The sequence below is a fragment of the Streptomyces sp. NPDC060194 genome (genome assembly GCF_042728285.1).
Classification (GTDB): domain Bacteria; phylum Actinomycetota; class Actinomycetes; order Streptomycetales; family Streptomycetaceae; genus Streptomyces.
On the sequence record NZ_JBHWZH010000089.1, the window covers coordinates 1 to 25,413 of the forward strand.

Annotated in this window: 23 protein-coding genes; 11 read left to right on the forward strand and 12 right to left on the reverse strand. The window is 74.3% G+C overall.

Annotated features, from left to right (window positions below; translation table 11 throughout):
• Positions 1–22: 22 nt before the first annotated feature.
• The gene (locus ACFWEG_RS19410; RefSeq protein WP_387216635.1) at positions 23–1,606 is read right to left on the reverse strand and encodes an MFS transporter; all 1,584 of its coding nucleotides are present in this window, start codon (positions 1,604–1,606) and stop codon (positions 23–25) included.
• A gap of 202 nt (positions 1,607–1,808) precedes the next feature.
• On the opposite strand from ACFWEG_RS19410, the gene panB reads away from it, so the two are divergent.
• The 3 genes from panB (at position 1,809) to ACFWEG_RS19425 (ending at position 4,756) form a co-directional block, all read left to right on the forward strand.
• On the forward strand, positions 1,809–2,657 hold the full coding sequence (gene panB / locus ACFWEG_RS19415) for a 3-methyl-2-oxobutanoate hydroxymethyltransferase (protein WP_387216637.1): 849 nt from the start codon (positions 1,809–1,811) through the stop codon (positions 2,655–2,657).
• A 240-nt stretch (positions 2,658–2,897) separates the two neighbouring features.
• The gene (locus ACFWEG_RS19420; RefSeq protein WP_387216639.1) at positions 2,898–3,908 is read left to right on the forward strand and encodes an ATP-binding cassette domain-containing protein; all 1,011 of its coding nucleotides are present in this window, start codon (positions 2,898–2,900) and stop codon (positions 3,906–3,908) included.
• The gene (locus ACFWEG_RS19425; RefSeq protein ID WP_387216640.1) at positions 3,905–4,756 is read left to right on the forward strand and encodes an ABC transporter permease; all 852 of its coding nucleotides are present in this window, start codon (positions 3,905–3,907) and stop codon (positions 4,754–4,756) included. Before ACFWEG_RS19420 ends, ACFWEG_RS19425 begins: the two co-directional genes overlap by 4 nt.
• Before the next feature lie 6 nt (positions 4,757–4,762).
• On the opposite strand, the gene ACFWEG_RS19430 is transcribed toward ACFWEG_RS19425, so the two are convergent.
• Complete coding sequence (locus tag ACFWEG_RS19430) at positions 4,763–8,359, reverse strand: BTAD domain-containing putative transcriptional regulator (RefSeq protein ID WP_387216642.1); 3,597 nt, start codon at positions 8,357–8,359, stop codon at positions 4,763–4,765.
• A 169-nt stretch (positions 8,360–8,528) separates the two neighbouring features.
• Between ACFWEG_RS19430 and ACFWEG_RS19435 the strand changes: the two genes are divergently transcribed.
• The gene (locus tag ACFWEG_RS19435) at positions 8,529–9,332 is read left to right on the forward strand and encodes a site-2 protease family protein (RefSeq protein WP_387216644.1); all 804 of its coding nucleotides are present in this window, start codon (positions 8,529–8,531) and stop codon (positions 9,330–9,332) included.
• 10 nt (positions 9,333–9,342) lie between these two features.
• Here the strand turns inward: ACFWEG_RS19435 and ACFWEG_RS19440 are convergent, their stop codons facing one another.
• Both ACFWEG_RS19440 and npdG read right to left on the reverse strand, forming a co-directional pair.
• Positions 9,343–9,573 carry a hypothetical protein gene (locus ACFWEG_RS19440; RefSeq protein ID WP_387216646.1) on the reverse strand — a complete coding sequence of 77 codons (231 nt, stop codon included), beginning with the start codon at positions 9,571–9,573 and terminating at the stop codon, positions 9,343–9,345.
• Positions 9,574–9,711: 138 nt separating this feature from the next.
• Positions 9,712–10,425 (reverse strand): NADPH-dependent F420 reductase, encoded by a 714-nt coding sequence (gene npdG / locus ACFWEG_RS19445; protein WP_387216648.1) that lies wholly within the window; start codon positions 10,423–10,425, stop codon positions 9,712–9,714.
• 63 nt (positions 10,426–10,488) lie between these two features.
• Here npdG and ACFWEG_RS19450 point away from each other — a divergent pair, with 63 nt between their 5' ends.
• Together ACFWEG_RS19450 and ACFWEG_RS19455 are read left to right on the forward strand one after the other, a co-directional pair.
• On the forward strand, positions 10,489–11,091 hold the full coding sequence (locus ACFWEG_RS19450) for a hypothetical protein (protein ID WP_387216650.1): 603 nt from the start codon (positions 10,489–10,491) through the stop codon (positions 11,089–11,091).
• A gap of 56 nt (positions 11,092–11,147) precedes the next feature.
• On the forward strand, positions 11,148–12,440 hold the full coding sequence (locus ACFWEG_RS19455) for an MFS transporter (protein ID WP_387216652.1): 1,293 nt from the start codon (positions 11,148–11,150) through the stop codon (positions 12,438–12,440).
• Between the two features lie 268 nt (positions 12,441–12,708).
• Here the strand turns inward: ACFWEG_RS19455 and ACFWEG_RS19460 are convergent, their stop codons facing one another.
• Complete coding sequence (locus ACFWEG_RS19460) at positions 12,709–12,924, reverse strand: hypothetical protein (RefSeq protein WP_387216654.1); 216 nt, start codon at positions 12,922–12,924, stop codon at positions 12,709–12,711.
• Positions 12,925–12,954: 30 nt separating this feature from the next.
• Between ACFWEG_RS19460 and map the strand changes: the two genes are divergently transcribed.
• Positions 12,955–13,812, forward strand: coding sequence for a type I methionyl aminopeptidase (gene map / locus ACFWEG_RS19465; RefSeq protein WP_387216656.1), 858 nt, complete (start codon positions 12,955–12,957; stop codon positions 13,810–13,812).
• 160 nt (positions 13,813–13,972) lie between these two features.
• The gene (locus ACFWEG_RS19470; protein ID WP_387216658.1) at positions 13,973–14,650 is read left to right on the forward strand and encodes a heme oxygenase (biliverdin-producing); all 678 of its coding nucleotides are present in this window, start codon (positions 13,973–13,975) and stop codon (positions 14,648–14,650) included.
• A 59-nt stretch (positions 14,651–14,709) separates the two neighbouring features.
• Here ACFWEG_RS19470 and ACFWEG_RS19475 read toward each other — a convergent pair whose 3' ends face one another.
• Positions 14,710–15,396, reverse strand: coding sequence for a PhzF family phenazine biosynthesis protein (locus ACFWEG_RS19475; RefSeq protein WP_387216660.1), 687 nt, complete (start codon positions 15,394–15,396; stop codon positions 14,710–14,712).
• 251 nt (positions 15,397–15,647) lie between these two features.
• Between ACFWEG_RS19475 and ACFWEG_RS19480 the strand changes: the two genes are divergently transcribed.
• Positions 15,648–16,595 carry a hypothetical protein gene (locus tag ACFWEG_RS19480; RefSeq protein ID WP_387216677.1) on the forward strand — a complete coding sequence of 316 codons (948 nt, stop codon included), beginning with the start codon at positions 15,648–15,650 and terminating at the stop codon, positions 16,593–16,595.
• Between the two features lie 24 nt (positions 16,596–16,619).
• Here ACFWEG_RS19480 and ACFWEG_RS19485 read toward each other — a convergent pair whose 3' ends face one another.
• From ACFWEG_RS19485 to ACFWEG_RS19500, 4 genes are all read right to left on the reverse strand, one after another.
• Positions 16,620–17,366, reverse strand: coding sequence for a bifunctional DNA primase/polymerase (locus ACFWEG_RS19485; RefSeq protein ID WP_387216662.1), 747 nt, complete (start codon positions 17,364–17,366; stop codon positions 16,620–16,622).
• A 96-nt stretch (positions 17,367–17,462) separates the two neighbouring features.
• Positions 17,463–18,080: a TetR/AcrR family transcriptional regulator gene (locus tag ACFWEG_RS19490; protein WP_387216664.1), complete on the reverse strand. Its 618-nt coding sequence runs from the start codon at positions 18,078–18,080 to the stop codon at positions 17,463–17,465.
• A 207-nt stretch (positions 18,081–18,287) separates the two neighbouring features.
• The gene (locus tag ACFWEG_RS19495; RefSeq protein WP_387216666.1) at positions 18,288–19,262 is read right to left on the reverse strand and encodes a small ribosomal subunit Rsm22 family protein; all 975 of its coding nucleotides are present in this window, start codon (positions 19,260–19,262) and stop codon (positions 18,288–18,290) included.
• Positions 19,263–19,309: 47 nt separating this feature from the next.
• Positions 19,310–20,578 carry a multidrug effflux MFS transporter gene (locus ACFWEG_RS19500; RefSeq protein WP_387216667.1) on the reverse strand — a complete coding sequence of 423 codons (1,269 nt, stop codon included), beginning with the start codon at positions 20,576–20,578 and terminating at the stop codon, positions 19,310–19,312.
• 117 nt (positions 20,579–20,695) lie between these two features.
• Here ACFWEG_RS19500 and ACFWEG_RS19505 point away from each other — a divergent pair, with 117 nt between their 5' ends.
• Entirely contained in the window at positions 20,696–21,730 is a 1,035-nt protein-coding gene (locus tag ACFWEG_RS19505) for a Gfo/Idh/MocA family protein (protein WP_387216669.1), read from the forward strand.
• A gap of 67 nt (positions 21,731–21,797) precedes the next feature.
• On the opposite strand, the gene ACFWEG_RS19510 is transcribed toward ACFWEG_RS19505, so the two are convergent.
• Entirely contained in the window at positions 21,798–23,429 is a 1,632-nt protein-coding gene (locus ACFWEG_RS19510; protein ID WP_387216671.1) for an alkaline phosphatase D family protein, read from the reverse strand.
• 107 nt (positions 23,430–23,536) lie between these two features.
• On the opposite strand from ACFWEG_RS19510, the gene ACFWEG_RS19515 reads away from it, so the two are divergent.
• Positions 23,537–24,271, forward strand: coding sequence for an SDR family oxidoreductase (locus tag ACFWEG_RS19515; RefSeq protein ID WP_387216673.1), 735 nt, complete (start codon positions 23,537–23,539; stop codon positions 24,269–24,271).
• A gap of 55 nt (positions 24,272–24,326) precedes the next feature.
• Here ACFWEG_RS19515 and ACFWEG_RS19520 read toward each other — a convergent pair whose 3' ends face one another.
• Entirely contained in the window at positions 24,327–25,289 is a 963-nt protein-coding gene (locus ACFWEG_RS19520) for a GNAT family N-acetyltransferase (protein WP_387216675.1), read from the reverse strand.
• Positions 25,290–25,413 lie beyond the last annotated feature (124 nt).

Below are 25,413 nucleotides of genomic sequence, written 5' to 3' on the forward strand. Positions count from 1 at the left end.
GCCGGGGGCCGTGCGGGAACGGTCAGCCGCGACCCGCGGCGACCGGGTCGCCGACGGGCGGCGCGGCGCCGTCGGTGGCGTCGGGCCGTGCCGCGGGGCGGCCCGGGAGCAGCAGGGCGACGACGAGCGCGCCGACCAGGGCGACCGCCGTGCCGCCGAGCGCGGTCAGGTGCATGGCGTGCAGGAAGGCGTCGTCGGCGTGGCGGGTGAGCGCCTCGCCCGCCGGGCCGAGCTTCTCCGCGATCGCGCGGGTGGCCTCGATGGACTCGCCCGCCGTGTGGCGCAGCGCCGGCGGGACCGCGTCGAGGTGGCCGGCGATCCCGTCGCGGTAGGAGGACGACAGCAGCGAGCCGAGCACGGCGACGCCGAGCGCCCCGCCGACCTGCCGGAAGGTGTTGCTGAGCGCGGAGCCGCTGCCCGCCTTCTCGCGCGGCAGGGCCTGCATGACGGCGACGGTGACCGGCGGCATGATCAGCGCCATCCCGGCGCCCTGCAGGAAGAACACGACCTCGATGAACCAGATCGGCGTGTCCGCCCCGTAGAGCGCGAACGCGGCGAGCCCCGCGGCGACCAGCAGCATGCCGGCCGTGCAGGTCACCCGGGCGCCCAGCCGCTCGACGACCTTGCCCGAGCGGGAGGAGATCAGCAGCTGCGCGACGGCCAGCGGCAGGAGCAGCAGGCCGGTCTGCAGCGGGGTGAAGCCGCGGACGCTCTGCATGTAGAAGACGGAGAAGAACGTGACGCCCATCAGCGCGAAGAAGACCAGCGCGACCGCGGCGATCGCCCCGGTGAAGGTCTTGTTGCGGAAGTGGTGCATGTCGATCGAGGGGTGGTCGACCCGCAGCTCCCACCAGACGAACGCACCCAGGATCGCGAGGCCGCCGAGGGCCGAGGCGAGGACCGTCGGGTCGGTGAAGTCGGCCAGCTCGCCGCCGCGGATGATGCCGTACACGAGCAGGACGAGGCCGGCGACCGAGAGCAGCACGCCGACCGGGTCGAGCCTGCCGGGGCGCGGGTCGCGGGACTCGGGGACGAGGACGAGCATCGCGACCAGCGCGACGATGACGACGGGGACGTTGATCAGGAAGACCGAGCCCCACCAGAAGTGGTCCAGGAGCACGCCGCCGGTGATCGGCCCGATCGCGATGGCCAGGCCCACGCCGCCCGCCCAGATACCGATGGCCTTGGGCTGCTCCTCGCGCTCGAAGACGTTCATCAGGACGGCGAGGGTGGCGGGCATCACGAACGCGGCGCCGAAGCCCATCACCGCCCGGAAGGCGATGAGCTCGCCGGGCGAGCCGGAGAACGCGGCGAGCGCGGAGCCCATGCCGAAGACGGCCATGCCGAAGAGCAGCACCCGCTTGCGGCCGAGCCGGTCGCCGAGCAGGCCGGAGGTGAACAGGAGGCCGGCGAAGACGAGCGTGTAGGCGTTGATCGCCCACTCCAGCTGGCCCTGGGTGGCGCCCAGGCCGACGGGCTCGGGGGTCGCGATGGTCTTGACCGCGACGTTCAGGATCGAGTTGTCGAGGACGACGATGAGCAGGCTGAGCATGAGCACGCCGAGGATGGCCCAGCGGCGGCGATGGATCTGGTCCGGGGATGACATGCGCTCCACGGTACGCGCTTTTCGATACGAGACCGTCTCGTATTGGAAAGTCTTTACCCGGCGGCACGGTCGCGCGCGGACGCCCGGCAGGACGGGACGTCGGCCCCCTTTCCCGTCCGTGCCGGGAGGTGCAACCATGGAGGTGGTCCGGGGACGCCGTCAGGGCGCCTCGAGATGACGAAGACGAACAGGAGTCGTTGCGATGACGACGCAACCCCTTCAGGCTGCCCCCGCGCTGTACGGCGGCAAGAGCAGCAGGCGCATCACCGTCCACGACATCGCCCGCGCCAAGGAGCGCGGCGAGAAGTGGCCCATGCTCACGGCGTACGACGCGATGACCGCGTCGGTCTTCGACGAGGCCGGCATCCCCGTCATGCTCGTCGGCGACTCGATGGGCAACTGCCACCTCGGCTACGAGACCACCGTGCCCGTCACCCTCGACGAGATGACCATGCTGTCGGCGGCCGTCGTACGCGGCACCGGCCGGGCGCTGATCGTCGGCGACCTGCCCTTCGGCTCGTACCAGGAGGGCCCGGTCCAGGCCCTGCGCAGCGCGACGCGGCTGGTCAAGGACGCGGGCGTCGGCGCGGTCAAGCTGGAGGGCGGGGAGCGCAGCAGCGAGCAGATCCGGCTGCTGGTCGAGGCCGGCATCCCCGTCATGGCGCACATCGGGCTGACCCCGCAGTCGGTCAACGCGATGGGCTACCGGGTCCAGGGCCGCGGCGAGGAGGCCCGGCACCGGCTGCTGCGGGACGCGAAGGCGGTGCAGGACGCGGGCGCGTTCGCCGTCGTCCTCGAACTCGTCCCGGCGGAGCTGGCCGAGGAGGTCACCCGCACGCTGGAGATCCCGACCGTCGGCATCGGCGCGGGCGCGGGCACGGACGCGCAGGTGCTCGTCTACACCGACATGGTCGGGCTGACGGGCGGCAAGGTGCCGCGCTTCACCAAGCAGTACGCGAACCTCCGGCAGACCCTCGGCGACGCGGCGAAGGCGTTCGCCGACGAGGTCGTCGGCGGGAGCTTCCCGGCCGAGGAGCACACCTTCCACTGAGCCGCGGCAGCGGCGCGCGACTCCGGTCGCACGCCGCTGACCTGCGGATACGAGCCACTGTGGCGCACCACCCGACAGCCCGCCGATACCCCCGTCGGCGGGCTGTCGGCCGATCCGACGGCGGCTGTCGGTGAGGTGTCGGCGGATTGTCGGTGCGCTGTCGGTGTCGGGTTGTCCACAGGCGAACAGTTGTCCACAGCTGTCGGCGGGCTGTCGGTGACCGCTGCCATCGTTCTCGGCATGAACCGAAGCGACATCACGCCGACCGGCGCGGTCGAGGTACGCGGCCTGGTCAAGCACTACGGCGACACGAAGGCGCTGGACGGCGTCGACCTCACCGTCCGCGAGGGCACCGTCCTCGGCGTCCTCGGCCCCAACGGGGCGGGCAAGACGACGCTGGTGCGCTGCCTGTCCACCCTGGTCGTCCCGGACGCCGGGACCGCGACCGTCGCGGGTCTGGACGTCGTGGCCCAGCCGCGGGCGACCCGCCGGGCCATAGGCCTCACCGGCCAGTACGCCTCCGTCGACGAGAAGCTGTCCGGCCGGGAGAACCTCTACATGATCGGCCGGCTGCTCGACCTGTCCCGGTCCGACGCCCGCCGGCGCGCGGACGCGATGCTGGAGCGCTTCTCCCTCACCGACGCCGCCAAGCGGCCCGCGTCCACCTACTCCGGCGGGATGCGCCGCCGGCTCGACCTGGCCGCGTCCATGATCGGGCAGCCCTCCGTCCTCTACCTGGACGAACCGACGACCGGCCTCGACCCGCGCACGCGCAACGAGGTGTGGAGCGAGGTCAAGCGGATGGTCGGCGAGGGCGTCACCGTCCTGCTCACCACCCAGTACATGGAGGAGGCCGAGCAGCTCGCGAACGAGCTGACGGTCATCGACCGGGGGAAGGTCGTCGCCGGCGGCCGGATCGACGAGCTGAAGGCGAAGGTCGGCGGGCGGATGCTCAAGATCCGGCCGATCGACGCGGACCTGCTGGCCGCGATGGCCGACACCGTCACCGGGGCGGGGCTCGACGGTCTCGGCGGCAGCACCGTCGCCGAGGGCAGGCTGCACGTGCCGATCCTCAGCGACGAGCAGCTCACCGCCGTCGTCGCCCTGCTCGCCGGGCGCGGTTTCGGGATCGCCGACATCGGCACCGACCTGCCCAGCCTCGACGAGGTGTTCCTCGCGATCACCGGCGACACGCCCCACCCGTCCGCCGACGCCCCGGCGTCCACGCCGTACGAGGAGGTCGCGGCATGAGCTCCGCCACCCTTGACACCCCGCCCATGCCGTCGACCAGCTCCTCCCGGCCGAACCGGCCCGGCGAGGACGAGGGCCCGATCGGGCCGCGCGCCACGCTGCGCCACATCGGGGCGCTGGTCCGCCGCAACCTGCTGTGGATCCGCCAGGACCCGGAGTCGATGTTCGACGTCGTCCTCATGCCGATCGTGTTCACGCTGCTGTTCGTGTTCGTCTTCGGCGGCGCGATCTCCGGCAACGGCAACCAGGACCAGTACGTGAACTACGTGGTCCCCGGGCTGATGGCGATGATGGGCATGAACATCGCGATGGGCGTCGGCACCGGGTTCAACCAGGACTTCCAGACCGGGGTGATGGACCGGTTCCGGTCGCTGCCGATCTCCCGGTCGTCGGTCCTGCTCGCCAAGATCATGGTCGAGATCGTCCGGATGCTGGTGGCGATCGCGATCCTGCTGAGCGTGGGCTCCGTGCTCGGACTGAGCATCAGCTCGGTGCCGGGGCTGTTCGCCGCGATCGGCCTCGCGCTGGTCTTCGGCTCGTCCATCATGTGGATCTTCCTGCTGATGGGCGTCACCATGAAGAACGCGCAGGCCATCCAGGGCATGGGGTTCCTGGTCCTGATGCCGCTGCAGTTCGGCTCGTCGATCTTCGCGCCGACGGACACCATGCCCGGCTGGCTCCAGGCCTTCACCGACTACAACCCGCTCTCCTCGCTCGCCGACGCGGCCCGCGGGCTGATCAACGGGGGGCCGGTCGCGCACGACGTGTGGGTGACGGTGGCGTGGTCGGCGGTGCTCACGGTGGTGATGGCGCCGGTCGCGATACGGAAGTTCACGACGAAGTCGTGACCGGGGTCAGCGCCACGACGAAGTCGTGACCAGGGGTACGCCCGCCAGGGCGGCGGCCTCGTCCAGGGAGAGGCGGCCGCCCCCGGCGTGGAGCGCGGCGAACGCCCGGTCGTCGCCGGGGAAGGCCGCCCGGACGTCCGCGACGCACCGGCGACGGATCTCCCCGTCGAAGCCGACCGGCTCATGGCCCTCGGGCAGGCGGGCGTCGCCCGCCCCGAGCAGCCGGACGGCGTCCTCCACCCGCCCGAGCGCGCTCAGGACGCGGGCCGTCCCGGTCAGCTGCTCGCCGATCACCTGCGGTGCGACCATCTCCATGAGCGGGTCCCGGGCCCGGGTCAGGGCGCCCCGGGAGTGCTCCAGCGCCTCCTCGTGGCACCCCTCCTCGTAGGCCACCCAGGACAGGAGGCCGAGGACGATCCCCTCGAAGATCGTCAGCACGCCGCCGCCGAAGCCCTCCATCAGCGTGGCCAGTTGCTCCCGGGCCTCCGCGTAGCGCCCGGTGCGGCCGTAGCGCTGGGCGAGGAACAGCCGGGCGGCCGGCCAGGCCTCCTGCGGTCCGTGCCGCTCCGACTCCAGGATCTTGCGCAGCACGGCCTCGCCCTCCTCGCCGCGGCCGGTCTCGATCAGGCTGCCGCCGAGCCGGACCCGCAGCAGCACGACCTGGCCCTCGGCGCCGAGCCGTTCGGCGTACCCGGTCGCGGCGGTGAAGTCCGCGATGGCCTGGTCGTAGTCCCCGGACCGCTCGGCCGCCTCACCCCGCGCGGAGAGCGCCTCGGCCACCCCCCAGGCGTCGCCGATCCGTTCGAACAGCCGCAGCGCCTCCGATGCGTCGGACCGCGCGGTGGGCAGCAGTTCCGCGCGGTTCGCGAGCAGGGCGGCGCGCTGCTGGTAGGCGGAGGCCAGCTCCCAGTCCCAGCCGAGCTCCCGGCTGGTGGCCACGCAGGCGTCGGCCAACTCCCGCAGCCGGCCGGGCGGACCGCTGATCATCACCGCGTAGAACCAGAGGAAACCCGGCGGCCGGCAGACCTGCGGCAGCCCCGGCCGGTAGGCGGCGGCGATCCGCTCCATCCGGGCCCGGGCCTCCTCGGTCGACCAGCTGAGCGGGTCGTGGTCCATGCCGGACAGCGCGATCAGGTGCACCCCTCGCCGGGCCTCGCGCAGCGCTTCGCCGGACAGCGGCGGCGGGCCGTCCGTGGCGCGGGCGAGCACCGGCTCGGCGGCGGGCTCCCCGGGCGCGAACGGGTCGGGGCCCAGCGCGCACGCGGCCCGCGACCAGTGCCGGGCCTCGGTGCGCAGGTCGCGGATCTGCCAGTACCAGGACAGGGCGTGCACCAGGACGAGCACCTCCTGCTCGTCCCCGGCCGCGACGGCGCGGCGCAGGGCCGTGCGCAGGTTCTCGTACTCCGTCTCCAGCGTCGCGATCGCGGCCGTCTGGCCCGGACCGCGCAGCAGCGCGTCCGTTTCGCGGGCGAGTTCGCGGTAGTACGTCAGGTGCGCGCGTTCGGCGGACGGGCGCTCGGCCGAGGCGTCGAGGCGCTCGGCGGCGTACTCGGCGACGGTCTCCAGGAGCCGGTAGCGCATGGCGCCGTCCTCGGCGGGGGCGGCGACCAGAAGCGACTTGTCGACAAGGGAACCCAGGACGTCGAGCGCGTCAAGGCCGAGGACCGCCTCCGCCGCCTCGACGCCGCAGCCGCGGGCGAACACCGACAGCTTGCGCAGGCCGGCCCGTTCGGGCGCGTCCAGCAGGTCCCACGACCAGTCGACGACCGCCCGCAGCGTCTGCTGGCGCGGCAGCGCGGTGCGGGAGCCGCCGGTGAGCAGGCGGAAGCGGTCGTCGAGCCGGTCCGCGATCTGCCGGGGCGTCAGCACGCGCAGCCGGGCGGCGGCGAGTTCGATCGCGAGCGGAAGTCCGTCCAGGCGGCGGCAGATCTCCCGGGCGGCCTCCGGGTCCTCGGCCGGGTCGAACCCGGGGCGGGCGGCGGCCGCGCGCTCGGCGAAGAGCCGGAGCGCCGGGTCCGCGGGCAGCGGTCCCACCGGCCGCACCCACTCCCCCGGCACGCCCAGTGGCTCGCGGCTCGTCGCCAGGACCGTGAGCTGCGGGCAGCGGGCGAGGAGCTGCTCGGCGAGGCGCGCGGCGGACTCCACGACGTGCTCACAGTTGTCGAGCAGCAGGAGCATCCGGCGGGGCGCGCAGTGCTCGACGAGTTGCTCGAGGGGGTCGCCCGCGCGGCGGTCCACCGCCCGCAGCTCCTCCGCGCCCGCGCCCCGCAGGACCGTCTCGCGGGCCCGTACGGCGGTCACGACGGCCTCGGTGACGTGCGCCGGGTCGTCCACCGGGGCGAGTTCCGCGAGCCAGACCCCGTCCGGCCAGCCGCCCTCGGCCGCGGCGGCCTCGGCGGCCTCCTGCGACAGCCGGGTCTTGCCGGCCCCGCCGGGGCCGAGCAGGGTGACCAGCCGGGCGCGGCCCAGATCGGCGCGGATGGCGTCGATGTCGGCCTCCCGCCCGACGAACGAGGTCAGCCGGCCGCGCAGATTCCCGACCGGCTGCGGCACCGGCCCGCGCCCGGCCCCGGCTCCCGGGGATACGGCCGCACCGGCCGCGAGGCCGCCGACGGATGGGAGGCCGGTTTCCGCCGCACGGTCCGGCACCGTGTCCGCCGAGACCGCCGGCCCCTGCGATCCCCCGGCCCCGCCCGCACGCGACACACGCCCGTCTGCCGTCGCCCGGCCGGGGGCGGCCCCCTGGGAGCCCTGCGCCCCGGCCGCACGGGCCGAGCGCCCGGTCGCCCTGGCAGGCTCGACCGGGCCGCCACGCCCGACATCCGAGCCTGCCCCGCCCGCCTCCGCCGACCGGACCGGTCCGCGCCCCGGCGACGGATCCGCCGAAGTAGCGTCCAGCAACTCCGCGTGCAGCGACCGCAGTTCCGCCCCCGGGTCCGCGCCCAGCTCCCCGGCGAGCGTACGGCGGACCGTCTCGTAAGCCGCCAGCGCCTCCGCGCCGCGGCCGGTGTCCCGCAGGGCCCGCAGCCGCAGGGCCTGCAGCGGCTCGTCCAAGGGGTGCGCCGCGGCGAGTGCGGCCAGCTCGGGCAGCGCCGCCTCCGCCTCGCCGAGCTCCAGGGCCGCCGCCCAGCGGGCGCGGCGCGCGTCGAGCAGGCGGTGCTCCAGAGCGGCCGCGTCGGCCTGCCGGTCGGGCAGGTCCGCGAGCGCGGGGTCCTGCCACAGCCCGAGCGCCTCGGCGAGCAGCTCGGCCGCCTCGCCCGCCTCCGCCGCCCTCGTCCCCTCCGCGACCAGCCGCTCGAACCGCAGCACGTCGACGTCGTCCGGCCGCACGTCCAGCCGGTACCCGCCGTCCTCCCGCAGCACCGCGTCCGCACCCAGCGCCCGCCGCGCCCGCGCGACGAGCGCCTGCACAGCGGCCGGCGCGTCCGCCGGCGCGTCCGCACCGGCCCCCCACACCTCGTCGACGAGCACCCCCACCGGCACCGTCCGCCCACCCCGCAACGCGAGCACCGTCACCAGCGCACGCAACCGGACCCCACCCAGAGCGACGGGAACGCCCTCGGCGTCGAAGGCCCGAGTGGTCCCGAGCAGGCGGTAGCGCATGCGGATCATTCTCCGGTGCGACGGGCACGGAACACCACCAGGGCCGCGTCACCGTGCGGAAGCGGGCACGGAAGCGGGGCGCGGAACCCTCCGCGGACGCGGGCCGTTCTCCCCGCACACACCTGTACGGTCGGCACCACCCGTACCCACCCGCGTCCCGGGGAGCCCCATGACCAGCACCGCCCACCGGAGCAACCGGGGCGAGCACCGCATCAGCGCCGTCTTCCTCGGGATCGTCGCCGTCATGGGGGTGACGGGGTGGGCGGTCTGGACGGGCTTCTCCGCGAGCACGGGGTTCGCCGTGTTCCTGTTCGTGACGTCCGCGTGGATCGTGTCGCTCTGCCTGCACGAGTACGCGCACGCGCGGACCGCGCTGCACGGCGGGGACATCACGGTGGGCGCGAAGGGCTATCTGACGCTGAACCCGTTGAAGTACACGCACGCGCTGCTCAGCATCGTGCTGCCCGTCCTGTTCGTGATCATGGGTGGGATCGGGCTGCCCGGCGGCGCGGTGTTCATCGAGCGGAACCGGATCCGGGGGCGCTGGAGGCACAGCCTGATCTCGGCGGCGGGGCCGCTGACGAACGTGCTGTTCGCGGTGGTGTGCACGGCGCCGTTCTGGCTGGACGCGCTGGACGGGGTGCCGCCGGCGTTCCGGTACGCGCTGGCGTTCCTCGCGCTGCTGCAGGTGACCGCGGCGATCCTGAACTTCGTGCCGGTCCCGGGGCTGGACGGGTACGGGGTGATCGAGCCGTGGCTGTCGGCGAAGGTGCGGGAGCAGGTCGCGCCGATCGCCCCGTTCGGGCTGATCCTCGTCTTCGGGCTGCTGTGGATCCCGGAGGTGAACCGGGTGTTCTTCGACGCGGTGGACGCGCTGCTGCGGGGACTCGGCGTCGGGGACGTGGAGACGTACTGCGGGCAGGACCTGTACCGGTTCTGGCAGGAGGCGAACCCGGGGTGCGCCGTCGACTGACCGGGCGGCGTCAGCCGCGGGAGGAGCGGGCCATCCGGTCGCGGCGGATGTAGTACCAGGCCATGTTCGACGACAGGCCCGCCATCAGCACCCACACGATGCCGATCAGGCTGCCCTGCCAGAAGGACACGACGGCCGCGGCCGCGGCGAGCACACAGACGACGACGGCGTAGAGGGCGAGGCGGGGCATGGGGGTCGGCTCCTGTCGGGGGCGGCGGCGTTCCCTGACAGTGTCCCCCATGCCCCGGTCCGTCCGGTGCGGAGGGCCGCACGGGACGGCGAAGGCCCGGACCGGACGGCGGAGACCCGGACCGGACCGCGGAGGACCGCAGGCCCGAACCGGACCGCGGAGGCCCGAACCGGACCGCGGAGGCCCGGATCAGACGTCGGTGACCCGCAGGCCCGCATGGGCCTTGTAGCGGCGGTTGACGGAGATCAGGTTCGCGACCAGCGACTCGACCTGGTGCGCGTTGCGGAGCCGCCCCGCGAAGACCCCCCGCATCCCGGCGATCCTCCCGGCCAGCGCCTGGACGATCTCGACGTCCGCGCGCTCCTCGCCGAGGACCATCACGTCGGTGTCGATCTCCTCCAGCGACTCGTCCTGGAGCAGGACGGCGGAGAGGTGGTGGAAGGCCGCGGCGACCCGCGAGTCCGGCAGCAGCGCGGCGGCCTGCTCGGCGGCGCTGCCCTCCTCCGGCTTGAGCGCGTAGGCGCCCTTCTTGTCGAAGCCCAGCGGGTTCACGCAGTCGACGACCAGCTTCCCGGCCAGCTCCGCGCGCAGCGACTCCAGCGTCTTGGCGTGGCCGTCCCACGGCACCGCCACGATCACCACGTCCGCGCGGCGCGCGCACTCGGCGTTGTCCGCGCCCTCGACGCCGTGGCCGATCTCCTCCGCGGCGGCCTGCGCGCGGTCGGCCGCGCGGGAGCCGATGATCACCTGCTGGCCGGCCCGGGCGAGCCGGTAGGCGAGGCCGCGGCCCTGCGGACCCGTCCCGCCGAGCACGCCGACGACGAGGCCGGAGACGTCGGGGAGGTCCCAGGGGTCCTTGGCCGGAGCCTTCTGCGGGGCGGCGGAGCTGTCTGTGGAAGTCATGGCCCGACCCTACTTCCCGGTACCGCCACCCGGCCGGGCGGCGGTGCGGAAGGATGCCGGGGCATGGACGCCGTACGGGTCGCGCTGCTGCGCGAGGTGCTCGCCGGGACCGAGTGGCTGGGCGCCACCCGCCGCTTCGCGGGCGCGCTGCGGGGGTCGGTCGTGCCGCACGGCGGCGGGCTGCTGCTCGTGGGCACGGAGGCCTACGAGCCGTGGCACCTGACCGCGCACCTCGTCGACGAGGCGGCGTGGTCGGGGACGCCGGAGCTGGCGCCGACGCTCGTGCGGCACGAGGTGCGGCCGGGTGACCCCGCGCAGCTCTCGACCGGGCTGGGGCGACTGGCCGCGGCGCGGCGGGGCGAGACGGTCCTCGTCGTCGCGCCGGACGAGCCGGGGGGCGGGCTGCTGGAGCGGGTGCACGACGCGCGGCGGTCGGGGGCGACGGTCTTCTCGCTCGACGCCGGCGGCTGCGCGGACCTGCACACGCTCGCGCACGACGTCCTGTCCGTCGACCCGTCGCGGGGCGTCGACCTCGACACCGTGCAGCACCTCGTCAGCGCGGCGACCGGCGAGAACACCGTCCCCGCGCCCCGCGGCCGCACCCTGCGCGACCGGCTGTCCCGGCTCGCCGACACCCTCACCCAGCCGCCGCCGGCCCGGTGGTGAGTCCGCGGAGGAACGCGGTTGCGCCGACGGCTCCCGCCGGATGAGCATGACCCCTCGTGACACCACTGCGCAGACTCCGCACGATCCTGCCCGACCTCTCCCCCCTCCGGTCCGCCCCGGACTTCCGGCTGCTGTGGATCCAGGGGCTGATCGTCAACTTCGGCTCCGGGATGGCGCTGGTCGCGCTGCCGCTGCAGATCGCCCACCTGACGGACTCGCCGCTCGCCGTCGGTGCGATGGGGGCGGTGGAGCTGGTGCCGCTGATCGTGTTCGGGCTGTACGGCGGGGCGCTCGCCGACTCGGTGGACCGGCGGAAGGTGATCCTGGCGACGGAGGCGGCGCTCGGGCTGCTCGCGCTGGTGCTCCTGGCCAACGCGCTGCTCGACGAGCCGCTGCTGTGGCCGCTGTACGTGGTCGCGGGCGGGGTGGCCGCGGTGGCCGGGCTGCAGCGGCCGGCGATGGACTCGCTGATGGCGCGGATCGTGCCGCACGACCAGCAGACGGCGGCCGCGGCGCTCAACGCGTTGCGCTGGCAGGTCGGGTCGGTGGCCGGCCCGACGGTGGCCGGTGTGGTGGTGGCGTACGCGGGGACGCCGGTGGCGTACGGCGTGACGGTGCTCGGGTTCGCCGTGTCGCTGGTGATGTGCCGGCGGCTGCGGCCCGCGCCGGCCGCGCACGACGCGGACCGGCCGTCGCTGCGGGGGATCGCGGAGGGGGCGCGGTACGCCTGGTCGCGGCCGGTGCTGCTGGGGACGTACGCGGTCGACCTGGTCGCGATGTGCTTCGCGTTCCCGCTGGCGATCTTCCCGTTCCTGGCTCGGGACCTCGGTGCGGAGTGGGCGCTCGGGCTGATGTACGCGGCGATCCCGGCGGGGTCGGTGCTGGTCAGTCTGACCAGCGGGTGGACGTCGCGGGTGCGGCGGCACGGGCTGCTCGTGGTGTGCGGGGCGGGGGTGTGGGGCCTGGCGATCGCGGCGGCGGGGGTGTTCCGGAACGTGTGGGCGGTGCTGGCGTGCCTCGTGGTGGCGGGGGCGGGGGACATGCTCAGCGGGCTCGGGCGGTCGACGATCTGGAACCAGACGGTGCCGGACGCGCTGCGGGGGCGGCTGGCCGGGCTCGAGTTGCTGTCCTACAGCGTGGGGCCGCAGTTGGGGCAGGTGCGGGCGGGGGCGGTCGCGGGGTGGTCGGGAACGCGGGCGGCGGTGGCGTCGGGCGGGGTGGTGTGTGTGGTGGGCGTCGCGCTGCTCGCGGCGGTGCTGCCGAAGTTGGTGACGTATGACGCGTCCACGGACGAGGACGCGAGGCGGCGGCGGGAGGCGGGTGAGGATTTCGCGCCTGCGGCGCGGTAATTTCCCCCCACCCGCCCCTTCTGCCGTATCGATCAGCAGCTCCGCTGCGTGGCCCTCGGCGGGCGCCGTTGCGCCTCGCGGCGCGGATTCGCGGCTCCGCCGCGCGTGCACGGGCTGCGCCCGCGGGCTGAAATTCTCGGCCTCCGTGCCCGCCCAGGCGAAGTTCTCGACTCCGCTCGGCGGCCGAACGGAGTTTTCGGAGCTTCGCCCGCCGGGCGAGTGGAGTTTCCGGAGCCCCACCTGCCGGACGTGCCCGAGCGGCCGCGTCTCAGCCGCGGCGCTCGTTCCAGTTCGGGTCCGTCTCCCACTCCTCGTTGCGTTCTGCCGCGCGTTCCATCGCGTGCTGGGCCTCCGTGGGGGTGGCGTAGGGGCCCATGCGGTCCTTGGCGGGGCATTCGGGGCCTTCTTCGACCTTCTTGTGCTGGAGGCAGTAGAACCACTCGCCGGGCTTGCCCGTCGCCTTGTCCCGGTTGAACAACGCCATTGCCGTCTCCGCTCTCATAGACTCGCCGGTATGTCTGGCCAGTCACTTCTCGTACCAGGGGAGCTCTCTCCCACCCGTCATGTACCCGGAAACATCCGGCGACCCGAGTATGTGGGCAAGCCCTCCCCCACTCCTTACACCGGACCGGAGGTGCAAACGCCGGAGACGGTGGAGGCGATGCGCCGGGCCGGGCGGATCGCCGCGCAGGCGATGGAGGAGGCGGCGAAGCACATCGCGCCGGGGGTGACGACGGACGAACTGGACCGGGTGGCGCACGAGTTCATGTGCGACCACGGCGCGTACCCGTCGACGCTGGGCTACCGGGGCTTCCCGAAGTCGCTGTGCACGTCGGTGAACGAGGTGATCTGCCACGGCATCCCGGACTCCACGGTGCTGCGGGACGGCGACATCGTGAACCTGGACGTGACGGCGTACGTCGGCGGGGTGCACGGCGACAACAACGCGACGTACCTCTGCGGGGACGTGGACGAGGAGTCGCGGCTGCTCGTGGAGCGGACGCGGGAGGCGCTGAACCGGGCCATCAAGGCGGTGCGGCCCGGCCGGCAGGTCAACGTCATCGGCCGGGTCATCGAGTCGTACGCCAAGCGGTTCGGCTACGGGGTGGTGCGGGACTTCACCGGCCACGGGATCAACAGCTCGTTCCACTCCGGGCTGATCATCCCGCACTACGACAGCCCGCAGGCGACCACGGTGATGCAGCCCGGGATGACGTTCACGATCGAGCCGATGCTGACGCTGGGCACCCACGAGTACGACCTGTGGGAGGACGGCTGGACGGTCGTCACGAAGGACCGGAAGCGGACGGCGCAGTTCGAGCACACGCTGGTGGTGACGGCGACCGGGGCGGACATCCTGACGCTCCCGTGACGGGAGGGCCTCCGGGGCGTAGGGTTTTACCGACAGGACGTCGGGAACACATTGACCGAGGCCGCCCGAGTCAGAGGATCCGGGGGACGGCCGCCCCCTGCCATCCGCCGGTGGCAGCAGCTCTCCCGTTCCCTTCCCTCACGGCCCCCGGAGGTCCGCCTTGGACGCCAGTACCGCCACACCCGCCGCTGCCACCCCGTTCTCGACGCTGATCCGCACCGCGTCCCACGAGCAGCACACCGAGGCCGAGAGCTCCACGTTCATGAGCGACCTGCTCGGCGGCTCGCTCGCCGTGGAGGCGTACGCGCGGTACACGGAGCAGCTGTGGTTCGTCTACCGGGCGCTCGAGGAGCCGGCGGCGGCGCTGGCCGGGGACCCGGTGGCCGGTCCGTTCGTGCAGCCGGAGCTGTTCCGGGTGCCGGAGATCGAGCGCGACCTGGCGCACCTGCGCGGCCCGGACTGGCGCGCGTCGGCGTCCGCGCTGCCGGCGACCGCCGCGTACGCCGCCCGGGTCGCCGAGTGCGCGGCCGCGTGGCCGGCCGGGTACGTCGCCCACCACTACACCCGCTACCTGGGGGACCTCTCCGGTGGCCAGATCATCCGCGGCAAGGCGGAGCAGACCTGGGGCTTCGCGCGGAAGGGCGACGGGGTCCGGTTCTACGTCTTCGAGCAGGTCGGCAACCCGGCGGCGTTCAAGCGGTCCTACCGCGAGCTGCTCGACCGGATCGCCGCGGACGACCTGGAGAAGCAGCGGATCATCGGCGAGTGCAAGCGCGCGTTCGACTTCAACGGGGCCGTGTTCCGCGAGCTGGGCGAGGAGTTCCCGCTCAGCGCGTGAGCCCCGGCCCGTGAGCCGTAGCGCGTGAGCCCCGGCCCGCGAGCCATGGCGCGTGAGCCTCAGCCGGAGGGCTCGGACGCCGGGGCGGACCCGTCGAGGGTGCGGCTCAGCACCACCCGCCCGCCGATCTCGATCAGGCCGTCGGGACCGGGCGCGGTGAGGATCTGGGAGCCGCGCCCCTGGCGGATGTTGAGGGCGCGGCCCAGTGCGTCCGTGAGCAGGATCGCGGCCGCGCCCGTCGCCTCGTCCTCGATGATCCCGTCCCCGCGGCGCGGGAATGCGCGCGCCCGCACCCGGCCCGCCGCCTCGTCCTCCCACGCCCACGCGTACAGCCAGCCCTCGCCGGGCGGCGGCGCGGGCAGCGCGTCGACCTCCGCGGCGGACCCGAACCGCCGCAGCTCACGCGGGGGCGCCCACTGCGCGCGGGCCTCGATCCACGAGAACTCGCCGTCCTGACGGGCCGTCACATAGCCTGCCCGCGTGCTGAGTTCGGGCACGTCGAGCAGCCAGGCCGCGCCGACGCAGGGGTGTCCCGCGAACGGCAGCCGTCCGCTGGGCGTGAAGATGTCGACGACGCCGCGCTCGGGATCGTCGACGAACACCGTCTCGCTGAACCCGAGCCGCGCCGCCAGCGCTCGACGGGACTCCGTGGTCGGGTACGGCCGGGCGTCGCGCACGACCCCGAGCGCGTTGCCTTGGCCGAGGCGCGGGTCGCAGAACACCCGCAGGACGTCGATCGTGCTCATCCGGGCATTGAAGCACGGGACGCGGCGGCTCCGGACGGGCCGGGCGCCCGCCGGCCGAGGTCCACGGCGTCGGACGCCCCGGCCGCGTCCGGCGCCGGCCCGTCGACGCCCTGACCCGCCTCGCGACCGGCGTGCCCGTGCGCCCCGCACCCCGATAGGGTCGGGACCGAACGGCAGGGCGCGGCACGGGAGTTCGAGCGGAGGAGCCGGTGGGCAGGGTGGGACGGCTGCGGGCGGTACGGGCGGCCGCCCTGTGCCTGACGGCGGCGGTGACGGCGGGCGGCTGCGTGACCGTCCACGGCGAGCGAGCGGTGGTCCCCGCGACGACCGAGGCCGAGGCGGCCGAGGCGCTGGCCGCGTTCACCGAGGCGTACAACGCGGCGGACCGCGCCTTCGACCCGGCGCTCGACGCCGGCCGGGTCACCGGGCCGCTCGGCGCGATCAACCAGGCCGGGCTCAGGGCGAAGCGGGCCGCGAGCCCGGGCGGCAACCCCCGCCACTCCCCGCTCGCGCTCACCGACGCGCGGTTCACCGTCCCCGCCCAGGCCGGCTGGCCCAAGTTCTTCCTCGCCGACACCGACAGCAACCGCGACCGGGACGGCGACCCGCGCCTGGACAACCGGTGGCTGCTCGTCTTCACCCGGGGCGGCGCCGACCAGCTGTGGGAGGTGACGTACCTCGCCGTGCTCACCCCGGACGAGGTACCGGCCTTCCGCACCTCCAGCGGCCGCGCCGAGCCCGTCGCCCCCGACGGCGGGGGCCTCGCCGCCAGGCCGGCGTCGCTGAGCGAGCGGTACGCGGCCTATCTGCGCGACGGCCGGGGCCCGTTCGCCACCGGGAGCCACACATCGGAGTGGCGCGCGCTGCGCGAGCGGACCGCCCGGCGGCCCGGCCGCACCACCCAGTACGCCGACCAGCCGCTCACCGACGCCTCCTACGCCCCGCTGGGGCTGCGCACCGAGGACGGCGGGGCCCTGGTGTTCTTCAGCAGCCGCCACTACGAGAAGCAGACGGCCGCGCCCGGCGTCCCGCTGCGGATCCAGCCCGAGGTGCGGTCGCTGCTGACCGGCGGGGCGGCGAGGACGTCGGTCACCCTGGAGCAGGTCTCCGGCCAGGCGGCCCTGGTGCCGCCGGCCGGCGGCGGCCCGGTCGACGTCGTCGCCCGCCTGCAGGGGCTGACGGGCGCACGGGGCGGCTGACAGGCCCCGAGGAGGTGTGCGCCCCTAGCGTCCGACGGGCCAGGCGTGCGGTGCGTAGTCCGCGGCCGCCGCGTCGTCGCCGCCCGCGTACTCCGCGCACGCCTCGGTGAGGATCTCCAGCAGGCTCAGCGGGTCCGGCAGCGGGTGCTCCGGGCCGCGCAGCCAGCTCACGTGCTCCTCGCCGGGGAGGACGGCCGGCGGCACGAGCACGTAGGAGCCCCGGCAGTGCCAGCGCAGGCCCGGGTGCTCGTCCATGGTCTCGGGATGGCAGTCCAGCTCGCACGGCCACCACTCGTCCTCCTCCTCCGGCGTCCCGCGGGTCGCCGTGAAGAAGAGCAGCCGGTCAGGACCGGACTCGGCCACCGGGCCGACGTCGATGCCCGCCTCGACCAGCCGCTCCAGCGCGCTCAGCCCGGCCTCGCGCGGCACGTCGAGCACGTCGTGGACGAGACCGGTCGCCGTGACGAAGTTCGCCAGCGGCTGGTGGCGCGCCCAGCGCTCGACCTGCGCGCGGTCCGTCGTGGCCTGCGTCTGCCAGGCGAACGACACCGGGTGCCGGGCGGGCGTGGGGCAGCCGACGCGGTCGCACGAACATCGGTAGCCGAGCGGGTGCGCGGCGGGTGACAACGGCAGCCCGGCGTCCGCGGCGGCGAGCAGCAGCCGCTCGCGCGCGGCCCCGTCCGGTTCCGCTTCCGCGCTCCCCGGTCGTCGGCGCAGCCACTGCTGAAGCCTGCTCGTCCGACCCGACCGGCGATCGTTCTCCGCGCCCATTGATCCCCTTAACCACGCTCCGATCGCTCCATGGTGCCACCATCCGACGCGCCCGGTGGCCGCAGTCCCCATCCCGGGGCCCCCGGGTGACCGGCCTCACCCCGCCCGGCCGCCGCCCCCGATGCCGCGCAGCGCGTACTCCACGACCCGGTCCGCGTACGCGTGCGTCAGCGGCAGCGTCCGCAGCAGCCACCGGTGCGCGAGCGGTCCCACCAGCAGTTCCAGCGCGATCCGCGGGTCGATGTCGTCGGGCACGTCCCCCCTCGCCTGCGCCTTCCGCAACCGGTCCACGTACAGCTGCAGGCTCGGTTCGAGCAGCCTCGCCACGAACTCCGCGCCAAGGACCGGGTTCACCACCCCCTCCGCCGCGAGCGCCCGCGCCGGCAGGTCGTACGCCGGACTGTTCATCTCGTCCACCGTCGCCCGCAGGACCTCCTTGAGATCCGCCTCCAGATCCCCGGTGTCCGGCAGCTCGTACGCCCCCTCCCCCGCGGCCTGCTCGCCGAGGTCGATGAACGCCTCCATCAGCACGGCCCCCTTCGACGGCCACCACCGATAGATCGTCTGCTTCCCCACCCCCGCCCGCGCCGCGATCCCCTCGATCGTCGTCCGCGCGTACCCGACCTCCCCGATGAGCTCCAACGCGGCGGCGTAGATGGCCCGCCGCGACCGGTCACTGCGGCGGGAGGCGTCAGGGGCGTTCTTGGTCGGCATGCCGCGAATCTAACACCCCGAAGAGACGCACCGTCTCGCGTACGCCGAGGGGCCTGCTCCTTCAGCCCGGCGCGGCACGCGCTTCTCGCCCGGCGCGGCGAAAAAATCAGCCCGGCCGGCGTTTGAGGCCACGCGGCCGCAGGCCGTGTACGCGGCGAAGCCGCAAAGCCGCCCGGCGAGGGATTCGGGAAGGGGCGGGGTGGGGAATCACCCGGCCGGAGGCCAGACGTCGCCCCACTCGGCGTCGCGTGCGTCGCGGTAGCGGTCGCCGTGCCGCTTGGTGACCGTCTCCGACCGCAGCCCGTCCTCCCCGCACAGGTCGAGCAGCACCTGCCCCTTGCGGATCCGCGGGTGCCGCACCACCCGCGCCCCCTCCCGCTCGACGGCGACATCCCGCACCGCGGCGACGTAGGCGAACTTCTCGTCCTCGTAGGCCAGCGCACCCCCCTTCACCTGCCGGTGCAGCGACGACCGGCTCACCCGCGCCGCGAAGTGGCACCAGTCGGACCCCGGCACGATCGGGCACGACGAACTGTGCGGACAGGGCGCCGCCACGACGAACCCGGAGGACACCAGCACGTCCCGCGCGGACAGCATCCGCTCGTACCCCGCCGGCGTCCCCGGCTCCACGATCACCACGGCCCGCCCGGCACGGGCCGCCTCCGCGACGACCGCGTCCCGCGCCGCGGGCGTCAGCTCGTTCAGCACGTACGAGACGGTCACCAGGTCCGCGTCCGGCAGCGCCATCCCCGCCCCGATGACCCCGCGCCGCCACGTGACGTCCGCGAGGACGCCGTCCGCGAGCTCCCGCCCCAGCCCGAGCGCCGCCTCCGCCCAGTCGAGGACGACCGTCCCGCGCGCCGCGTCCCACACGTCCCGCGCCGCCCAGGTCGCCGCGCCCGTCCCCCCGCCGACGTCGACGTGGCTGCCGGGCGTGAACCCGGGCACCGCGTCGGCGAGCGCGGCCAGCGCGGCCCGGACGGCCTCGAAGGTCGCGGGCATCCGGTAGGCCGCGTACGCGGCGACGTCGGAGCGGTCGCGCAGCACGGGCGCGTCGGTGCCGGGCGTGCCCCGGTAGCTGGCGATGAGCCGCTCGACCGCGGCGGCGGCCTGCTTCGGCGGCAGCCCGTCGAGGAGCCCGGCGAGCGAGGAGCGGAGGGTGTCGGAGAGGGGGGCGTTCACCCCGGAATCCTACGTTCGCCCCGCCGCCCGTCCCGCCGCCGGGACGCTCAGCCGGCCTGCCCGGCGCGGACCCCGGCCCGCCGCCACGGCCGGCACAGACCGGCGTAGCAGCCCACGGCGATCAGCGCGCAGCCGAGCTGCACGACGGCCATCGGCACCGCGGTCTCCTCCCCCGCGATCCCGACCAGCGGGGAGGCGACGGCCCCGACGAGGAACGACGAGGTGCCGAGCAGCGCGGACGCGGACCCGGCGGCGTGCGGAGTCCGCATCAGCGCCTGGGTGTTGGCGTTCGGCAGGGTGAGGCCCATCGACGACATCAGCACGAACAGGCCCGCGGCGACGGGCACGAGCCCGACCTCGCCGAACACCCCGCTCGTCATCAGCAGCAGCGCGGTGGCCGCGAGGGTGATCAGGCCGAGTCCGACCCCGAGCACGGTGTCGAGACTGACCCGGCCGACGAGCAGCCGGCCGTTGATCTGCCCGGCCGCGATCAGGCCGACCGAGTTGATCCCGAAGAGCAGCGAGAACGTCTGCGGCGAGGCCCCGTACAGGTCCTGCACGACGAAGGGCGAGGCGCTGATGTAGGCGAAGAGCGCGGCGAACGCGAAGCCGCCGGCGAAGGTGTAGCCGGCGAAGACCCGGTCGGCGAGCAGCCCGCGCATGGTGCGCAGCGCGTGCGCCACCCCGCCCGGGTGCCGCAGCTCGGCCGGCAGGGTCTCGCCGAGGAACCGCCAGACGACCAGCGTGAGCAGCACACCGATGCCGGTGAGGACGACGAACACCCCCCGCCAGTCGGTCACCTGGAGGATCTGACCGCCGATGAGCGGCGCGACGACGGGCGCGACCCCGGAGATCAGCATCAGGGTGGAGAAGAACCGCGCCATCTCGTCACCGTCGTACAGGTCGCGCACGACCGCGCGGGCGATGACGATGCCGGCCGACCCGGCGAGTCCCTGCACCAGCCGGAAGCCGATGAGGAGTTCGGCGCTGGGCGCGAAGGCGCAGACGGCGGTGGCGAGGACGTAGAGCACCATCCCGGCGAGCAGCGGGCGCCTGCGCCCCCAGCGGTCGCTCATCGGGCCGACGACGAGCTGGCCGAGCGCCATCCCGGCCAGGCACGCGGTGAGGGTGAGCTGGATCGTCGCGGCGGGCGCGGAGAGCGCGTCGGTCACCTGCGGCAGCGCCGGCAGGTACATGTCCATGGACAGCGGCGGCAGCGCGGTCAGCCCGCCGAGGACGAGGGTGACGAGGAGACCGGCGCGGCGCTGTGCGGCGAGCGCGGGGGCGGCGGGCGGGGCGGCGGGGGTCTTCGTCATGTGGTCGCGGGTGGACGGGGGGCCGCTGTCCGGCATTCGGGTTCGCTCCATGAGTTGTCGTCGGCGTCCCTATGCTCTCAGGCGTCAACACATGGTCAACACGGTTTTGGGGCGGGCATGAGCGAGATCACCGGCACACGCGGCACGACGGCGGGCGACGGCGGGGCCGCGCCCGCACGGCCGGTCCGCTGGGGCGTGCTGGCCACCGGCGGGATCGCCGCGACCTTCGCCACCGACCTGCGGGCGCTGTCGGACGCCGAGATCGTCGCCGTCGCCTCCCGCTCCACGGCCTCCGCCGAGCGCTTCGCGGCCCGCTTCGACATCCCGCGCGCCCACGGCAGCTGGGCGGACCTGGCCGCCGACCCGGACGTGGACGTCGTCTACGTCGCCACCCCGCACGCCGCGCACCGGGCGGCGGCCGGGCTGTGCCTGGAGGCCGGCCGGCCGGTCCTGGTCGAGAAGGCGTTCACGCTCAACGCCGCCGAGGCGGGCGAGCTGGTGGCGCTCGCCCGCTCGCGCGGGCTGTTCCTGATGGAGGCGATGTGGACGTACTGCGACCCGCTGGTGCGGCGGCTGGTGGAGCTGGTGCGCGGCGGGGCGATCGGCGAGGTCCTCTCGGTGCAGGCCGACTTCGGGATCGCGGTGCCCTACGACCCGGCGCACCGTCTGTACGACCCGGCGCAGGGCGGGGGCGCGCTGCTCGACCTGGGCGTGTACCCGGTGGCCTTCGCCCAGCTGCTGCTCGGCGAGCCGTCGGAGGTCGCGGCGAGAGCGGTGCTCTCGAAGGAGGGCGTCGATCTCCACACGGGGATCCTGCTCTCCTACGAGAGCGGTGCTCACGCCTCGTTGCAGTGCTCCGTGACCTCGGCGACCGCCACCACTGCGACGATCACCGGCACCAAGGGCCGCATCGACGTGCCCGCCGGCTTCTTCGCCCCCGAGCGCTTCGTCCTGCACCGCGCCGGCGCCTCCGAGGAGTTCACCGCCGAAGGGCCGCGCGGCGGGCTGGCCTTCGAGGCCGCCGAGGTCATGCGCTGCCTGCGCGCCGGCGCCACCGAGTCCCCGCTCGTCCCGCTCGACGGCACCCTCGCCGTCATGCGCACCCTGGACGCCGTGCGCGAGCGGATCGGGGTGCGCTACCCCGGCGAGTGACCCCCGCCGCACGGGTCCGTCGGGCGGCACCCGCCCGACGGACCCGGTCACCACGGCCGGCTCCCCGTCACGCCGGGCGCAGCCCGTGGTCCCCCACCGCGGTGACGAAGGACGCGGCGGTGGAGATCCCGGACCCCGGCGTCGTCACCACCGGCACCACCCGGTAGTCGGCCCGCGCCTGCTGCGCGCCCAGGGTGACGGTGACGTACCCCCGGCGGCCGTCGTAGAACTTCAGGTGCGGGTTTGCCCGGGTGTAGGTGTCCCAGGTGGCGGGCCGCTCCGCGCCGTCCCGGCCGCTGCTGATCGAGGTGGTGGCGATCTCCGTGCCCACGGTCCGCGAGTCCGGGTCGGCGAAGTCACGCTTGATGTCGAACCCGTAGGCGACGTGCACGTCCCCGGTCAGCACCATCAGGTTCTCCACCCCGGCCGACTCCGCGCCGGCGAGCAGCCGCTCGCGCGAGGCGGGGTAGCCGTCCCAGGCGTCCATGCTGAGCTTCGCGACCGGGTTGAGGTCCAGCCGCCGCTCGGAGAACGTGACCTGCTGCGGGACCACGTTCCAGGTCGTCGTGGACGCCCGCCAGCCGTCGATCAGCCAGCGCTCCTGCTCGGCCCCCGTCATCGTGCGCGTCGGGTCCTCGCTCTCCGGCCCGGGGACGTGCGCGGTGTCGCCGTAGGCCTGGTCCGAGCGGTACTGGCGGGTGTCGAGGATGTCGAACTGGGCGAGCCGGCCGAACCGCAGCCGCCGGTAGAGCCTCATGTCCGGGCCGGACGGCAGCTGCGGGCGGCGCAGCGGCTGGTTCTCCCAGTACGCCCGGTACGCCGCGGCCCGCCGCAGCAGGAACTCCTCCGGGGGCACGTCGTTCTCGGGGGTCCCGTCGGCGTAGTTGTTCTCGGTCTCGTGGTCGTCCCAGGTGACGACGAACGGGTGCGCGGCGTGCGCGGCCCGCAGGTCGGGGTCCGACTTGTAGAGCCCGTACCGCAGCCGGTAGTCCTCCAGCGTGATCGTCTCGCGGTTGAAGTGCGCGGGCAGCCGCCGGTCGGTGTAGTTCCGCTGCCCGCCCACCGCGGTGACCGCGTACTCGTAGAGATAGTCGCCGAGGTGGAAGACGACGTCCACGTCCTCCTGCGCGAGGTGCCCGAAGGCCGTGTAGTACCCGTCGTGGAACGCCTGGCAGGAGACGGCCGCCAGTCGCAGTTCGGAGGTGCGCGCGTTGCGTGCGGGCGCGGTCCGCGTCCGGCCCGTCGGGCTGATCCAACTCCCGGCGCGGAAGCGGTAGTAGTAGACGCGGTCGGTGTCCAGGCCGTCGACCTCGACGTGCACGCTGTGGTGGAACTCCGGGTGCGCCGGCTCGGTGCCGCGCCGGACGATCCGCGTGAAGCGCTCGTCGTGGGCGACCTCCCAGCGCACGTTCACCCGCGCCCTCGGCAGCCCGCTGTCGGCCTCGAAGGGTCTGGGCGCGAGTCTGGTCCACAGGAGCACGGAGGTGGGCAGCGGGTCTCCGGAGGCGACGCCCAGGGTGAAGGGGTCGTCGGCGATCCGGCGGGGGTCGAGCTCGGCGGCCTGGGCGGCGCCCGCCCCCGGCAGGTTCGTGGCGAAGGCGAGCGCGGCGGCAGCGCCCGTGACGGTCAGGAAGCGACGGCGGCGCAACAGCTGTGCGGCGGCCCGGACTTGGCTTGCCTCGTGCGTCTGATCGGTCATACCGCGATTGCAGTGGCTCCAGGCATCGGCCGTTTCTCGTGTACACAACAACCACATGACGGACGGGTGACCATCCGCCCGCCCGGCCGTGCCTACGCTACGGCCCCATGAACCAGGACACCGGAACCCCCACGGCCCCGCGGGTCGCCCTCGTCACCGGCGCCGGCTCGGGCATCGGCCGCGCGGTCGCCCAGGAGCTCGCCCGCACCGGCTGGTCGCTCGTCCTCGCCGGCCGCCGCGCCGCACCGCTCGACGAGACGGCCGCCACCCTCGCCGCGGACTGCCTGACGGTCACCGCCGACGTGAGCGACCCCGCCCGCGTCGACGCCCTGTTCGCCGCCGCCGACGACCGCTTCGGCCGCCTGGACCTGCTGTTCAACAACGCCGGCAGCTTCGGCCCGCGCGGCGTCCCGGTCGAGGACCTGCCCTACGACGCCTGGCGGTCCGTCGTCGACGTCAACCTCACCGGCTCCTTCCTCTGCGCCCAGGCAGCCTTCCGCCGCATGAAGGACCAGCGCCCGCAGGGCGGCCGGATCATCAACAACGGCTCGATCTCCGCCCACTCCCCCCGCCCGCACTCCATCGCCTACACGGCGACCAAGCACGCCGTCACCGGCCTGACGAAGTCCCTCTCCCTCGACGGCCGCCCCTACGGCATCGCCTGCGGCCAGATCGACGTCGGCAACGCCGCCACCGACATGACCGCCGACTTCGCCGAGCCCGTCATGGACGTCCACGACGTCGCCCGCACGGTCCGGCACATGGCCGAACTGCCGCCCGGCGCGAACGTCCAGTTCGCCACCGTCATGGCGACGAACATGCCCTACGTGGGGCGGGGTTGAGCGGCGCCGCGGGTTGCGGGTCCAACGGGTCGAGGACTGCGCCGCGGCGCTCGGCTCAGGGCGCGGAGAGCACCAGGCGGCGCGCGAAGTTGCGATAGCCGACGTGCTCGAAGGCCCGGGCCATGGGCACGTTGGCGAGGTCGGTGTCCGCCCGGACCGTCTCCGCGCCGGCCTCCTCGGCGAGGACGCGGGTGATCTCGGCGAGTATCCCGGTCACGTGCCCCCGCCCACGGGCCGCCGGCAGCACCCCGAGGTAGCCGACCACCGGGAAGCCGGGGTTGCGGGACGGGAGGCCGAACCCGACGACCTCGCCGGTGGCCGCGTCCTCCGCGACGCGCCACCAGTCGCGCTCGCCGAGCATGTCGTCCCGGTAGAAGGCCACGTCCGCCCGCGCGTACGCCTCGGCGCCCAGCTCCTCCGCCTCCTGGAGCGAACCGGCGTCGAGCGACCCGTCGAGGACCTGCCGGAACAGGTCGACGAACACCTCGTCGTCCGTCTCGGGCCGGAACCGCAGCCGTGGCGACGCGGCCGGCAGACCGGCATCCGCCGTCCACTCGTACCGGAGCCGCTCCAGCTCGGCGGTGAGACCGACCCGTTCGGCGGCCTCCCTGCGCCAGCCCAGCTCGGCCCCGACCTCGGGCCGGTCCCGCCAGTCGCCCGGCAGGAAGATGTGGAACGCCGGCGGCGACTTCTGCCCCGCCTTCGCGAAGGCGTCGTGCGCCGTCCTCAACAACTCGGCGGCCACGGCGACCCGTTGCTCGCCCACCCCGACCGAGTCCGCGACGAACACCCCGTCCAGCGCGCCCGGCTCCTGCGCCGCGGAAGGCCCCCACCACACGGCGACGGCGACCACCCGGCCGTCGTCCTCCTCCGCGAGCCAGGTCCACTCGGGACGGTACTCCCCCGTGGCGAGCTTCGCGCGGTAGTTCGCGGGGGACATGGCGGGACTGACGGGGTCGGTCACGATCAGGGGCAGGAACACGTCGAGTTCGGACTCGACGGCGGGACGCAGGAGCACGGGGCCTCCGGTGTGTCGGATCGGCCGCCAGGCTAGGCCGCGCATCACGGGGCCGCCATCTGTTTTCGAACGCGGAAATGCCTCAACCCCCGCCCAGTGGGCGGGGGTTGAGGCTAAATGGAGT